We start from the raw sequence: 12,935 nt of genomic DNA on the forward strand, positions 1-12,935 counted from the left end.
CGGATGGCGTGCCGGTGCGGCCACAACGGGCGTCGGTTCATGGTGAGATCGTGTCGGCTGCAACGGGCGGGGCGGCGATCGTGCATCTGATGCTATTCCGCATCCTTCTTCAATAATGTCCTGTTGATTCTCAGTCAGAAACCAGAGGCAACGCAGGTCGCCGGATTCCGTGCCTGGCAGCAGCGCGGGCGGCAGGTCCGCAAGGGCGAGAAAGCGATCCGGATCTACGGCTACAGCTCCCGCACCGTCACCGAGACCGATCCCGACACCGGCGACGAGGAAACCCGCAAGGTGCCCACGTTCCCGATTCTGTCGGTGTTCGACCACTCGCAAACCGACCCGATCGAGGGACACCCCCAGCCCGAGGAAATCGCCCAGCTGCTCACCGGCGCCGATCCGGACGCGATCTACGACCGCGTGGCAGCGATCATGATCGGCCGAGGTTGGACCGTCACCCGCGAGACGATCGCCAGCAGCGCGAACGGCTACACCACCACCGACGGCTCCCACCGCATCGTCGTCGACGCAGCCCTAGAACCCGCAGCGGCCTCGAAAACGGTGATCCACGAGGCAGCGCACGCGATCATGCACGCACCCGACCTCATCGGCCCCGAAGCCCGAAAGGACTTGCACCGGGGCCGGATGGAAGTCGAAGCCGAATCCGTCGCCTATGTCCTGGCCGGGATGCTCGGACTCGACACCAGCGCCTACAGCGTCGGCTACATCGCCGGATGGGCCGCAGGAGACCTCGAGCAGGTCACCGCCACCGCGAAAGCAGTACTGACCGCCGTCCACGAGCTGGCCGACGCCCTCGATCCTGCCGCCGCCGAGTCGGACGACGGCGAGGACACCGGGACCGGGGAAGCCGCATAGGTGGACCGGGCGGGTTCGCCGGCCGATAGTTCCGGCCCGGCGGACAGGCCACCTGCGGTGTCCACCGAATCGAGCTCCGCTGCGCTCCGCACCGTGGAAGAGCACAGACGTTTTTTCACAGCGGTTCTGGCTACCGGCGAGCATTCATCACCCGTGCCCGCCGCCTCAACCCCTCGCTCCGCTCCGCTACGGCCGAAGGCTCCGAACACTTTTCGTCCCGTGCTCGCTCCGCTCCCACGAAAACTGTCCGGCCGAAGGGTTGCCCCGTCGTCCCCGTGCGCTGCCTTCTCTCCTCACGCCAGAAACGGCGAAAAAACGTGGGGGAGGACGCAAGACCGACCCGGCACCAGTTCCGAAGGGCAGCAACAGTTATGACCGAGACCACGAACACCGAGACCGCTACCTGCATCGCGGACGGACCCGACTGCACCGGCGACGTCGAATACCGGGAAGCACTGTCCGGAACCGGAGTAGCGCACCCGAGATGCGACAAGCACTGGCAAGACCGCCTCGACCTCGAGGACGACCTCCGACGCCGCTACCCGGCCCACGCACCAGCCGACTTCGACCCCACCTACGCAGGCGAGCGGTGGGACGAGGACTACTGACCCGGCCCGCTCACCACACCCCATCCGACCGACCAGACCGAGGAGTAAAAGCCATGACCACCAACGACTACTGGACCATCTACGACAAGGCCCTCGACGCGGCCGCAGAATGCCGCAGCGTCGAATCCCTGATCGACACCCTGAACCGCTACTATCCGCCCTCGTCCGGAGTCGCGTTCTTCCCCAACGGGGCCGACCGCGACCTACTCGGCACCCTCACCGACGCCGGACACTTCGATACCGTGTGGATCCAAGCGGACTACCACTTCGCGCTCCGTGACGGCCGCGGAGACGGATTCACCTACATCGAAGGCGACATCGTCCGCGGAACCTCACGACTGTGACCACCCGCCCCGGTGCCTGACGGCACCGGGGCATACCAACCCCACCATCTGGAAGGAACGCCCCTGATGCCCGCACAAGCAGTGGTCACCCTGGTCGTCGGCCTGCTGGCCGTCGTCGGCGTTGGCTGGACCGTGCGCCAGCGCACCCGAGCCGACAACCTTTCGCAATCCTGGCAGCGGATCACCTGGTGCCTCGAACGCACCGTCAGCGACAACCCCGACGAAGCCGCACTCGGCTGGACTGTGTTCGGCACCGTCGCCGCGACACCGTTCATCGCCAAGACCGACCGCGACACACTGCAAGCCATCGCGGACCGTGACATCGCCTCCGATACCGATGACCTGGCGGAAACCGACGACAACAGCGACAATGGACCTACAACACACCGCGAGGAGCGCCCATGACCACCACCGAACCACGCCGGGCCTGGACCCCCGAGCAGCGCCGGAAGGTCCGCGCCGCAGCCGCAGGAGCCTCGATCAAGCTCCGCGAGTACGACAACAAGCCCGTCCCGGAATGGCTCCGCGACGTCGCCGCAGGCAAAGACACCAAGCCACCCAAAGACTGATCAACAGCGCACCTCATCGACGAAGGCCCGCCCCCAACCGGGGGCGGGCCTTCGTCGTATCGCGGACACCGGGCACAGATGCCGGCGACCACGAACAAGAGGCCACCCTGCGGGCGTCCACCGATTCGAGCTCCGCTGCGCTCCGCACTGCCACAACCCCGACCACAGTGCAGACAGTCCGCCCGTGCACGCGCGGTTCAGTCTTCAACCCGTTGCAGCGCAACACAATTTGTCGGTACCGGATGCCACACTCGACGCCATGCGAATCCGAACCATCGACGGACCACCACTACCCGCCGAAATCGCCGAGATGACCGCCCGCGCGATCGCGCTGACAGAAGTCTTGTCCGGTGACCTCGGCGTCCGGTCAGCCGCCAGCTACCGTCGTGATATGTCTACGGCACAAGGCCTTTCGCCTGATGGATTCGGTCTGCACGAGCAAGAGCGTCAGCGTAGTCGGGGGCATACAGTGCTGTGAGCGCGATCTCGACGTACTCGACCATGTCGAGCACATCCTTCGGTGTGGCATCCGACGCAGCATTTGTATGCGTCCCCTGATTGCCGACCCACTTCGCGGCTCGCAGGAACTTCGCTAGATCTGTCTCGGTGCGTCCGAACTCATCGAGCCGATCGTCGAGGTTTCGAAATTTGTTGCTTTGTGTCGTCGCAGACACCCCCTGGGCAGTCATCAACGCTTCCACTGCGCTTCGGACAGCAGTCATTGCCGCTGGTGCATCCATCCAGACCAACGTCCCGACTCGGCGCAACTGCTTCACCACCTCGTCCGGCACGTCCTCTGTGTACTCGGCGACCAGAATCGGGGGATAGAAGCTCCGAACACGATAAAACGTCGCCAACTGGCTCGAATAGTCATGAGTATCGTAGTTCTCGTTCGGGTCGACGAACATGTCACCAGAAACCGCGATGACAGCCGCACAAGTACTCTTCGTGCACCGCAGGTGCATTGTGAAGACGCCCTCGATATCCATCGGATCTTCGTAAGAGCTCACGGGCCATCGGTATTCGACAGGAACATCGTCCTCTGCTGGCTTGTCCACCTTCTTCGGGACTGTCAACACCCCGCTCTGGCACACAGGGCATTCGATGGACGGCCAAAACCCATCCTGGAACCCAATCGTCAATTCCCGAGCATGTCGTTTCACCATCGAATGCACCCTTCGTCTACGCGCGAAAACCAGCTGAGCATAAGCAGAACAGACCGACTGCCGTGACTCCGAGCGGGGTCGAGCTCCGTCGCTCCCGCACAATCGCCTGCCGATTTCCTCAGGTGGGAGGTGGCCACGCCGCCGGCGTCGACCGGTAGTCGTGCATCCCGCCTGTCGGCGGTGCCGGCCACCCTGCGGGCGTCCCCTGAATGGAGCTCCGCTTCGCTCCGCACCGTGGAAGAGCAAAGACGTTTTTTCACTCGGTTCTGGCTACCGGCGAGCATTCATCACCCGTGACCTCCGCATCAACCGCCGGCGTCCGCTTCGCTCCCGGCCCAAGGGCTCCGAAAACTTTTCAAAACGCCTCCGGCTGAAAACTTTTCGGCCCGACCCTTGACACTCCGGCCCCGTGCGCTGACTTCTCTCCTCACGCCAGAAACGGCGAAAAAACGTGGCAGGGCAAAGGGCCAGGCCACCAGTTGAGAAGGGAAGTAGCGACATGCACGACACCACCACACACCCGGCGAGGTCAGGACTGTGCACCGCAGTCATGGCCGCGATCGCGCAGGTACCCGAGCAGATCAAGACCGACGCGCTCGAACAGGTCAAACGCGAGACCGTGCGCGCCGAGCTGAGCAACCCACCGGCAGCGAAGCTCGCACACGCCGAGCAGGTCGCGAAATGGGCGTGCATCGCACGCGAGAACGGAGCGAGCGAGGAGGAGATCGTCGCCGCCGAAGAGGACGCGCACCACTTCATCGCCGTGTTCGGTGACGACGGGGCCTGACCTCAACCCCGAAGAAAAGAAGAAACACCGGACAGCCTCTAACTGCCCGGTGTCTCCAACCGAAGAATCTACCAGGAGAGAGACACCACCATGACCGCCAGCATCGAAACCACCACCGCCGCAACCGAAGCCCCCACGACCGGCACCACGCCGGTCGTGGGGGCGGGCGAGGAGTTCGCCCGCCTGCACCCCACCGCCCTCGAAGTCGGCCCCAACGTCCGCGACGAGGTAGACACCGACTCGGACGAGTTCCGCGCCGTCGTCGCCTCCATCACCGAACACGGTGTGCTCCTTCCGATCCTCGCGCGCCGCGACGAGGACCGCATCGTGGTCATCGACGGCCAGGTCCGCACCCTCGCCGCTCTCGAAGCCGGGGTTGACAGTGTGCCGGTGCTGATCCGGCCGACTGCGAGCAAGGCCAAGGACCGCGAAATCGAACGCCTCACCCAGCAGGTGAACACCAACGACCGCCGTATACCGCTCACCGACGGTCAACGCGCGAAAGCGGTGACCGCGATGTTCGAGCTGGGTCTCTCGGCTACCAAGATCGCCAAGACGATGCAGTACGACAACCGGGACACCGCCAAAGCCGCAGGGACAGCGGGCCGGTCGCAGACAGCTCGCGAGGCGCTCGACGCCGGGCAGCTCGACCTCGAGCAGGCGGCAGTGGTCGCGGTGTTCGACGCCGACGGCGACACCGAGGCCGTCGAGAGGCTGCTCGACGCCGGGTCGTGGTTCCACTCCGTCGCGCAGGAGCTGATCGCGGACCGCGCCGAACGCAAGGCCCGCGCCGAAGCCGGTACCCCGTATGCCGAGAAAGGTGTGACCGTCCTCGAGGAAGAACCCGACTACGACAGCCCCTACGTCGCCGCTGAGGACTTGGTGACCGCAGACGGAGACCCGATCACCGAGGCCGTCATCGACGGCGCAGCCGAGCACTGGGCGGTGTGGCTGACCCCGAACGAGCAGATCACCCTCACCGCCACCGGCGAGGTGATCGAGTCCGAGTCGATCGACTGGGCCACCGAAGGAGCCCCGAAAGCTGTTGCCACCGAGGGCTACCACCACCACAAGGACGTCACCGTCGCCCAGGTGTGGGTGCCGGAGTACTTCACCGCCGACCCCGACGCGGCCGGTGTGAAACTGGGGCCGATCCTGGCCGCAGCGTCGAGCGAACCAGACGAGGCCGACGACCAGGCCGCAGCCGAGAGGAAGGCACGCGAGAAGAAAGCAGCGCAGGCAGCGCTCGCGGAGAAGGAAGCCGAGAAGGCCACTCGGCGGCGCACCGTCGCATTGAACAAGGCCAGTGCCGCCGCGACGATCGTCCGCAAGGAATGGCTGACGAAGTTCCTGACCCGCAAGACCTTGCCGAAGGGGGCAGGGAAGTGGATCACCGAAACCCTCGTCGACGAGCCGGGACTGTTGACCGAGAACAAAGCGGCGCAGTACCTCACGGAGCTGCTCGGTGTCACCGTGCCCGCCGACACCAGCCCCAGCGCCGGATACCCCGGTGTCGCGGACAAGGCCGCGCGTCGAGCGCTCGCCGCCACGATCGACAAGACGCCCAGCGAGACCCGCGCGCAGGTGATCCTGCTCGCGCAGATCCTCGCCGCCTACGAAGCACGAGTGAGCGGCAAGGGCAACGACTCGTGGCGTCGCACGTCCTGGGGTAACCAGGACAACTACCTGGGCTTCCTCGACCAGCACGGCCACGTGCTGACCGTGGTCGAGCAGGCCGCAGCCGGAATGCTCACCCCCGAGCAGGCGTACGACGCGCTCACTGCCCCCAGTGAGGACAGCGCCGCCGGGCAGTAACGGAGTAGGGGTGGCGGGCACATTCGTTGCCCGCCACCCTCATTCGTCGCTGCGGTCGGTGCGGGTACTGCCGAGGCTGAGCACCGCCGCTATGGCGGCTCCGACGAGCAGCAGCAGCACTGCGCTCTCGCTGCGTTCGGACGCGCTGAGCTCACCCCAGGTCAACAGTCGGGCGACAACAGCGAGCCCGTACAGGCCGAGGGCGGCACTTCGTATCTGTCCATCGCCGGACAGTATCGGTCCCACAGCGCAGGTGGGGGAGCGTCCCCGGCCCGGGTCGAGGGGGCTGCCGCCGCCCTCGAGCTCCCCCGCTCGACGCCCCACCACCGGCCTGCTCACGACGCGCAGGCGGCTCACGAGAGGTCAGTGCGCGGCGTTGTACGCCTCTTCGATGGCGGCCGGGATACGGCCGCGATCGCTGATCTCGTAACCCTCGTCGGCCGCCCACTGCCGAATCGCGCGTGTCTGAGCCGGGTCACGCGTGGCCGGTGTCCCGTTCTTCGCGGGCGTCGCCGCGCCGGCGGGGGAGGGCTTACGCTTGCGGCCACCGACCCGAGTGGAATGCTCGATGTAGTAGTCGAGCTTCCTGTGAAACTCGGTGGCGTTCTTTGCTTTCAGGTCGATCACGTACTCGACGCCGTTGACCGCGAATTCGATGGTCTCGCCGGATTCGTCGTCGATGACCGACCCGTCGATATCGTCCACCAATTGGGTTGTCACTCGTTTGGCCACAGCCGGAAAACCTTTCGATCACACGCAATGTCAGGGACTCGGTTACCGGCCAGCGTAACCAACGAATGTGGCGATGAGCTGCACCCTTTCATGTCACGACGTCGCGGGGAGCGATGTCGGATCGGATTCCTTTGAATGCGGGATGCCGTAAACGCCCCGTTGCCGATTGTTCGCGGTATTCCACGGTCGCCACCAATTCCGGTGTCACCCAGGACACTCCGACTGCGTCGGTGCGCGGAACCGGACCGTGCAGCGCACTGTCCGGACGAGTGCGCTCGGTGAGCGCGCTCCGCAGTTCGCGGCGCATTCGATCGGTGAAACCCGTTCCCACACGGCCGATGTAGACCAACTCGCCCGCCTCGTCGTACGCTCCGAGAAGCAGCGCCGCCAGTGTCCCGCCGGCGCGACCGCCCGTCGGAACCCATCCGCAGATCACGCCTTCGCGTGTGTTCCGGATCGGTACCTTGATCCACGACGGCGACCGGATCCCCGATCGGTACACCGACTCCGCTTTCTTTGCCACGACCCCCTCGATGCCGTTATCGGCGGCAATGCCCATCAACGTCTCACCGTCGACTCCCGTCATGGTCGGCGGCACCTGTACCCGCCGCCCGTCGGCCACGCCGAGGCCCTCGAGCAACGCACGCCGCTGCGTATAGGGCAGCGTCCGGACCGATTCGCCGTCGACGTCGAGGACATCGAACACGAAATACGTCACCGGGGTCGACCGCAGCAACGCCGCCGACGGGCGCGCGACATGCATTCGGCGTTGAAGCAGCCCGAAATCGGGCCGACCGCCCGAATCCAGTGCCACCAACTCGCCGTCCAGGGTCACCGATCGACCTGCCGTCGTATCCGACAACGCCGCCGCCACGTCCGGGAACGAGGCGGTGATGTCGTTTCCGTTGCGCGAGAACATCTTCACCCGCGATGTGCCGTCGACAACGCTGACCCCGCGTTGGCCACTGGAGTCCGCACGGGTTCGATCGGCTGCCAGGAACCGGTGTAAGCCCAGGTTCCCTGGTCAGAGCAACGATTCTTCTTCATTCCGTGGTCGCTCAAATTTCATCAGTTACTCGTAGATTCTGCGAGTTCCTCGCATAAGTTCACTGTTCGTGTCAGATTTCGCTACTCGTCGGCAGCGACGTATCGCTGCCGACGGCGCATCGAGTGCCGCGCGGGTCGGCAGTGGGGAACTTGCGGACGTCGAATCGCTGCAGCGGCTGGCGTCGGCGTCAGGGGACGACGAACACGACTTCTTCCGTAACACGCTGGTCGAATACGGATGGGCCAGAGATGTGGCGGGTCTGAGCCCGGCGACGTTGCAGAGAATCATGTATCCCGTGATCGAGATATGCGATTACTTCGATTGTGTGCCATGGCGATTGACCCAGAAGCAGTTCGATCAGTACTTTGCCGGTCCCGGTAAGCGCAGTCACGCAACCATCCGCAAGAAGACAGTTCAGATCGACAACTACTACCGATTCCTCGAGCACCGCTACGCCGGTGAGCTGCTCCGAGCGTTCGGTGTCGGTGTCGAGTCGCCGGTCGACCCGTTCAACCGGCCGAGACACAGGGGTGATTTCGCGCTGCGGATTCCTCCCACTCGACGAGCGATGACAGCGTTCTTCGCCGAGTGGAGAGAGGCCCTGCCGCGCTCACGCAAGTACCACGTGAGCGCGCGCGACTACACCATGGCGAAGATTGCGTACCTGTCCGGTGCGCGCGCGTCGGAGCTGTGTGCGGTGAGGATCGGCGACATTCATTGGGAAGCGGGACAGTGGGGCCGCTTCGTCGTCGTGGGTAAGGGCGCTCGCGGATCAGGTCCACGCGAACGGCAAGCGTTTCTCTTCGAAGAGGGGAGAGAGCTGCTGTGGTGGTATCTCGAACAGATCCGGGGCGAGTTCAGCGACGACCCGACCGACGCGGGCGCACCGTTGTGGCCATCGGAACGCTTGCCGACCGCCGTCGCGGCGCTCAACCTCGCCGTTGCACCCGCGATTCAGCCCTCGACTTTCCGCCGCAATCTCAAAGCTGCGTCGCACCTTCATCTGAACGGCCCGGTGCGGGAGCTCTACCCCCATCTGCTGCGTCACGCCTGCGCCACCCACAACTACCAACAAGGCATGCCCTTGTGGGATGTGCAGAAGATGCTCGGCCACGAATGGGCGAGCACCACTGTGGGCTATTTGGCGTCGGCCGGAGCCGACCCGGAACGGTCTGTCATCGAGTCGACACAACGCGCCGTGCGGCGCTTGAGTACGGAGAATTAGAAGATGAAATGGAACCTGCGCATGGTCGCGACGCAACGCGACATCTGGCGTCCGACGCAGCTACTCAAAGCATTCGAGCAGGTCGACTTCCACCCGTCACTGAGCAAGACTGCGGCCCTGTGGTCTTCGGCGCCGGTCACGATCCGTCTCGATGACCTGGACAAGATCTGTGCGGCGTTGAACTGCACTGTCGGTGATCTGATGCTGGCGGAAGCTGTTCACAGCGTGGATCTCGACGCAGCTCCAGCACGCGCAATCGGTGATCGGTCGGGCCCGGCCGCACCCGCTACCGGGACCAGGAAGCGCGGAGCCCGCCGCGTCCCACCTCCCAACTGATGTCGGAACGAAACCCTGCCGATGGGGTGGCGGCAAGTAATGCCGCCCGGCACACCGAGCGCACCATACGGATGATCGAGCAAACACCCGCGCAGTTCCGCGACGACGTGCAGGCGTGGGTCACTGCGTTGGGCGGCCGCGGTCGACGTAAGTCCAGACCGCTGACGGAAGTGACCATTGCCCTCTATCTCAATTTCGCGCAACCGGTCTTGCACGAATGGGCTGAGACACACCAAAGCCTGCGATCTGTCGAAACTGTCGACATCGAGCGCGCGCTGAGCCGTCACTCAGGGCAGTCGAGACACAACGTGCACACGGCCCTGAGGTCGCTCTTCCGCGGACTCAAACGCGAACGTCGCATCTTCGCCGACCCTGCCCGAGAGGTCGCTGGTCGGTACAGCCGCAGGATCCTCAGACCGTTGCCGTCCGACCGCGTGCATGGGCTGTTCGATCAGCTGAGCAGGCCCGATGACCGGGTGATTCTGGCGCTCGTCGCGGTCCACGCGCTGACGATCGAAGAGGTCATCGGCTTCCGACTCGACCATCTCGACCGTTCGGCAGGACGAGCAACCGTCACCCGTACGCACACCCGCCACACGTTCTGGTTGGACGAGTTCACCGCTGAGGTGCTCCGCGACTGGCTGATCTACCGTCAGCTGCGGTGGCCGACCAGCACGAATCCGTACTTGCTGATCACCCGGATAACTGCGCCTACCGCACTGCCGGGCAGTCGCCACTACATCACCCGGCCATTCCGTGACCTCGGCATCACCGCCCGCGAACTGCGTGTCGATCGCATCCTCGACGAGGCCGCCCACAGTGGCGACCCAGTTGCCCTGATGACCGTGTTCGGTATCGGCACCACCACTGCGGTCCGCTATGTCAGGACTGCGCACCCAGGCCGATTCGACGTAGACCCCACCGCACCATGACTCGATCCGAAGTTCGGCCAACGGACTGGTCTTCGCCGCAGGTTCGTAAGCCACTCGACGCAGCCAACGGCCTTCCGAAACATACGGGGAGGGGGTATGGTCGACATGTCATCGAGATACCCCCAGGGGGTATCTAAGCAGCCAGAGGAGCGCGACATGATCACCACGGTTTACAAAGTCACGGGCATGACCTGCGGTCACTGCGAAGCGGCAGTCCGGGAGGAAGTAAGCACCGTTGCAGGAGTCGACACGGTCGAGGCATCTGCAGCTGCGGGAACTCTGACGGTGACAAGTGCTGACGTGCCCGACCACGCCGGTGTCATCGCAGCTGTCCGCGAGGCTGGATACACAGTCGAACCGCAACCCAAAGATTCGCGCACCGCGTAACCGCTGAACCTGGTGGAGAGAAGGATTTCCCGCGATGAACAACCACACACATGCCGACGCTGGCGGAGCCGAGACAGCGGGCACGCTGCCGGGCCACGATGCATCCGAACACAGCGCAGCCCACTCCGGCCATGGCGAGAAGGAACACGAAGGCCATACCGGTCACGAAGGCCATACCGGTCACGGTGGCCACGCCGGTCATGGGGACCACGTCGGCATGTTCCGTCGTCTGTTCTGGATCATGCTGGTCCTCGCCCTTCCGGTGATCGTTGCCTCGAACATGTTCGCGATGCTCCTCGGATACTCACTGCCCGACTCATCGTGGATCGCCTGGGTCTCCCCGGTGCTCGGAACGGTGATGTATGCCTGGGGCGGTTCCCCGTTCCTCTCCGGAGCAGTCAGCGAAATCCGTTCACGTGCACCGGGAATGATGCTGCTCATCGCCCTCGCGATCACCGTCGCATTCGTCGCGTCGATGGGAGCAAGCCTCGGCCTGCTCGATCATCAGCTCGACTTCTGGTGGGAACTGGCCCTGCTGATCGTGATCATGCTGCTCGGGCACTGGATCGAAATGCGATCCCTCGCGCAGACCACCTCCGCTCTGGACTCGTTGGCGGCGCTGCTTCCGGACACCGCCGAACGCGTCGACGGCGACGATGTGGTGCCGGTGCCCCCGTCCGAGCTGCAGCTCGGTGATGTCGTCGTCGTGCGCCCCGGCGGCCGCGTACCGGCGGACGGCACCATCGTCTCCGGATCGGCGAGCATGGACGAATCGATGATCACCGGCGAATCACGCACCGTCCGCCGCAGCGACGGCGACCAAGTCGTCGCCGGCACTGTCGCCACCGACTCCGGTCTCCGCATCAAGGTCACCGCAGTAGGGGAGGACACCGCCCTCGCCGGCATCGGCCGCCTGGTCGCCGACGCCCAGAACTCGACCTCGCGCGCTCAGCGCATCGCGGACACCGCCGCTGGCTGGCTGTTCTGGTTCGCTCTCGGTGCCGCGATCATCACCGCTGCGGTGTGGACTCTGGCCGGGATGCCCGACGACGCCGTCATCCGCACCATCACCGTGCTGGTCATCGCCTGCCCGCACGCACTCGGACTGGCGATTCCGCTGGTGGTCTCCATCGCCACCGAACGCGCCGCCCGCGGCGGTGTTCTGGTCAAGGACCGGCTCGCACTCGAAACCATGCGCACGGTGGACACCGTGCTGTTCGACAAGACCGGGACCCTCACCAAGGGTGAACCCACCGTCACCGCAGTCGAGGTGACCGGCGGGCGCACCGCCGACAACGTTCTCGCGCTGGCCGCTGCCGCAGAAGCAGATTCCGAACATCCACTCGCCCGTGCCATCGTCGAGGCCGCACGCGCGCGGAACCTGACGGTCCCGGCTGCAGCCGGCTTTCAGTCGTCCCCCGCCGTCGGGGTCGCAGCCGACGTCGACGGCGTCCGGATCCAGGTCGGCGGGCCGGCACTGCTCGAGCAGGAACACGGATCCGAACTCGCTGTCGCCGACCGGTGGCGCGGGGACGGGGCGATCATCCTGCACGTCCTCGCCGACGGGGCCGTGATCGGTGCCCTCGCGCTCGCCGATGAGATCCGGTCCGAGTCACGCACTGCGGTAGACGCGCTGCACGCGCGAGGAATCGCGGTCGTGATGATCACCGGTGATGCCGACGCCGTCGCGAAGTCCGTCGCCACCGAGCTCGGTGTGGACCGCTACTTCGCCGGGGTGAAACCGGAAGACAAGTCGCACAACGTCGCTGAACTCCAGAGCGAAGGCCGTACGGTGGCGATGGTCGGCGACGGAGTCAACGACGCCCCGGCTCTGGCGCAGGCCGATGTCGGTATCGCGATCGGGGCCGGCACCGACGTCGCAATCGCATCGGCCGGAGTGATCCTCGCCAGCGACGACCCGAGGTCGGTGTTGTCGGTGATCGAACTCTCGCGCGCCTCGTACCGAAAGATGAAGCAAAACCTCTGGTGGGCAGCGGGATACAACCTCATCTCGGTTCCGCTCGCGGCAGGAGTGCTCGCGCCGGTCGGGTTCGTGCTGCCCATGTCGATCGGCGCGATCCTGATGTCGCTGTCGACGATCATCGTCGCTGCG

Annotated in this window: 16 protein-coding genes; 12 read left to right on the top strand and 4 right to left on the bottom strand. The window is 65.1% G+C overall.

Translation table 11 applies throughout. The features are described 5' to 3' along the window. The first annotated feature begins 123 nt into the window (after positions 1 to 123). The 5 genes from CH271_RS20665 to CH271_RS28950 all read left to right on the top strand — a co-directional run bounded on the left by CH271_RS20665 (position 124) and on the right by CH271_RS28950 (position 2,394). Positions 124 to 873 carry an ArdC-like ssDNA-binding domain-containing protein gene (locus CH271_RS20665; protein WP_176457427.1) on the top strand — a complete coding sequence of 250 codons (750 nt, stop codon included), beginning with the start codon at positions 124 to 126 and terminating at the stop codon, positions 871 to 873. A gap of 371 nt (positions 874 to 1,244) precedes the next feature. After that, positions 1,245 to 1,481, top strand: coding sequence for a hypothetical protein (locus tag CH271_RS20670; protein WP_094618293.1), 237 nt, complete (start codon positions 1,245 to 1,247; stop codon positions 1,479 to 1,481). A gap of 53 nt (positions 1,482 to 1,534) precedes the next feature. Next, entirely contained in the window at positions 1,535 to 1,825 is a 291-nt protein-coding gene (locus CH271_RS20675; protein ID WP_094618294.1) for a hypothetical protein, read from the top strand. Positions 1,826 to 1,891: 66 nt separating this feature from the next. Next, positions 1,892 to 2,230: a hypothetical protein gene (locus tag CH271_RS20680; RefSeq protein WP_141216016.1), complete on the top strand. Its 339-nt coding sequence runs from the start codon at positions 1,892 to 1,894 to the stop codon at positions 2,228 to 2,230. After that, the gene (locus tag CH271_RS28950; protein ID WP_176457428.1) at positions 2,227 to 2,394 is read left to right on the top strand and encodes a hypothetical protein; all 168 of its coding nucleotides are present in this window, start codon (positions 2,227 to 2,229) and stop codon (positions 2,392 to 2,394) included. The genes CH271_RS20680 and CH271_RS28950 overlap by 4 nt, the downstream gene beginning before the upstream one ends. Before the next feature lie 395 nt (positions 2,395 to 2,789). On the opposite strand, the gene CH271_RS20685 is transcribed toward CH271_RS28950, so the two are convergent. Continuing rightward, the gene (locus CH271_RS20685) at positions 2,790 to 3,404 is read right to left on the bottom strand and encodes a DUF4145 domain-containing protein (protein WP_179274790.1); all 615 of its coding nucleotides are present in this window, start codon (positions 3,402 to 3,404) and stop codon (positions 2,790 to 2,792) included. Between the two features lie 655 nt (positions 3,405 to 4,059). Here CH271_RS20685 and CH271_RS20690 point away from each other — a divergent pair. Next, positions 4,060 to 4,347 (top strand): hypothetical protein, encoded by a 288-nt coding sequence (locus CH271_RS20690; protein WP_094618297.1) that lies wholly within the window; start codon positions 4,060 to 4,062, stop codon positions 4,345 to 4,347. A 90-nt stretch (positions 4,348 to 4,437) separates the two neighbouring features. Next, positions 4,438 to 6,162, top strand: coding sequence for a ParB/RepB/Spo0J family partition protein (locus tag CH271_RS20695; RefSeq protein ID WP_094618298.1), 1,725 nt, complete (start codon positions 4,438 to 4,440; stop codon positions 6,160 to 6,162). Between the two features lie 39 nt (positions 6,163 to 6,201). Here CH271_RS20695 and CH271_RS20700 read toward each other — a convergent pair whose 3' ends face one another. From CH271_RS20700 to ligD, 3 genes are all read right to left on the bottom strand, one after another. Next, positions 6,202 to 6,519, bottom strand: a complete 318-nt coding sequence (locus tag CH271_RS20700; protein ID WP_141216017.1) for a hypothetical protein — start codon at positions 6,517 to 6,519, stop codon at positions 6,202 to 6,204. 6 nt (positions 6,520 to 6,525) lie between these two features. Next, a complete protein-coding gene (locus tag CH271_RS20705) occupies positions 6,526 to 6,894 on the bottom strand; it encodes a histone-like nucleoid-structuring protein Lsr2 (RefSeq protein WP_094618300.1) in 369 nt (122 codons plus the stop codon). Positions 6,895 to 6,982: 88 nt separating this feature from the next. Next, a complete protein-coding gene (gene ligD / locus CH271_RS20710; protein ID WP_306437413.1) occupies positions 6,983 to 7,909 on the bottom strand; it encodes a non-homologous end-joining DNA ligase in 927 nt (308 codons plus the stop codon). A gap of 100 nt (positions 7,910 to 8,009) precedes the next feature. On the opposite strand from ligD, the gene CH271_RS20715 reads away from it, so the two are divergent. The 5 genes from CH271_RS20715 to CH271_RS20735 all read left to right on the top strand — a co-directional run. Further along, positions 8,010 to 9,167 carry a tyrosine-type recombinase/integrase gene (locus tag CH271_RS20715; protein WP_212669313.1) on the top strand — a complete coding sequence of 386 codons (1,158 nt, stop codon included), beginning with the start codon at positions 8,010 to 8,012 and terminating at the stop codon, positions 9,165 to 9,167. 3 nt (positions 9,168 to 9,170) lie between these two features. Next, entirely contained in the window at positions 9,171 to 9,503 is a 333-nt protein-coding gene (locus CH271_RS20720; RefSeq protein ID WP_176457429.1) for a helix-turn-helix domain-containing protein, read from the top strand. A gap of 71 nt (positions 9,504 to 9,574) precedes the next feature. Next, on the top strand, positions 9,575 to 10,435 hold the full coding sequence (locus CH271_RS20725; protein ID WP_052062047.1) for a hypothetical protein: 861 nt from the start codon (positions 9,575 to 9,577) through the stop codon (positions 10,433 to 10,435). A 156-nt stretch (positions 10,436 to 10,591) separates the two neighbouring features. After that, entirely contained in the window at positions 10,592 to 10,822 is a 231-nt protein-coding gene (locus CH271_RS20730; protein ID WP_027494143.1) for a heavy-metal-associated domain-containing protein, read from the top strand. A 34-nt stretch (positions 10,823 to 10,856) separates the two neighbouring features. Continuing rightward, on the top strand, positions 10,857 to 12,935 hold a 2,079-nt coding region (locus CH271_RS20735; RefSeq protein WP_094634686.1), incomplete at its 3' end, for a heavy metal translocating P-type ATPase.

It is taken from the genome of Rhodococcus sp. 05-340-2 (assembly GCF_002258915.1).
Taxonomy (GTDB): domain Bacteria; phylum Actinomycetota; class Actinomycetes; order Mycobacteriales; family Mycobacteriaceae; genus Rhodococcoides.

Bases quoted from the DNA above. Each gene is read 5' to 3' on its own strand.
- CH271_RS20690 (WP_094618297.1), top strand. From the start codon at position 4,060: ATGCACGACACCACCACACACCCGGCGAGGTCAGGACTGTGCACCGCA.
- CH271_RS20695 (WP_094618298.1), top strand. From the start codon at position 4,438: ATGACCGCCAGCATCGAAACCACCACCGCCGCAACCGAAGCCCCCACG.
- CH271_RS20670 (WP_094618293.1), top strand. From the start codon at position 1,245: ATGACCGAGACCACGAACACCGAGACCGCTACCTGCATCGCGGACGGA.
- CH271_RS20675 (WP_094618294.1), top strand. From the start codon at position 1,535: ATGACCACCAACGACTACTGGACCATCTACGACAAGGCCCTCGACGCG.
- CH271_RS28950 (WP_176457428.1), top strand. From the start codon at position 2,227: ATGACCACCACCGAACCACGCCGGGCCTGGACCCCCGAGCAGCGCCGG.
- CH271_RS20720 (WP_176457429.1), top strand. From the start codon at position 9,171: ATGAAATGGAACCTGCGCATGGTCGCGACGCAACGCGACATCTGGCGT.
- CH271_RS20725 (WP_052062047.1), top strand. From the start codon at position 9,575: ATGATCGAGCAAACACCCGCGCAGTTCCGCGACGACGTGCAGGCGTGG.
- CH271_RS20730 (WP_027494143.1), top strand. From the start codon at position 10,592: ATGATCACCACGGTTTACAAAGTCACGGGCATGACCTGCGGTCACTGC.
- CH271_RS20680 (WP_141216016.1), top strand. From the start codon at position 1,892: ATGCCCGCACAAGCAGTGGTCACCCTGGTCGTCGGCCTGCTGGCCGTC.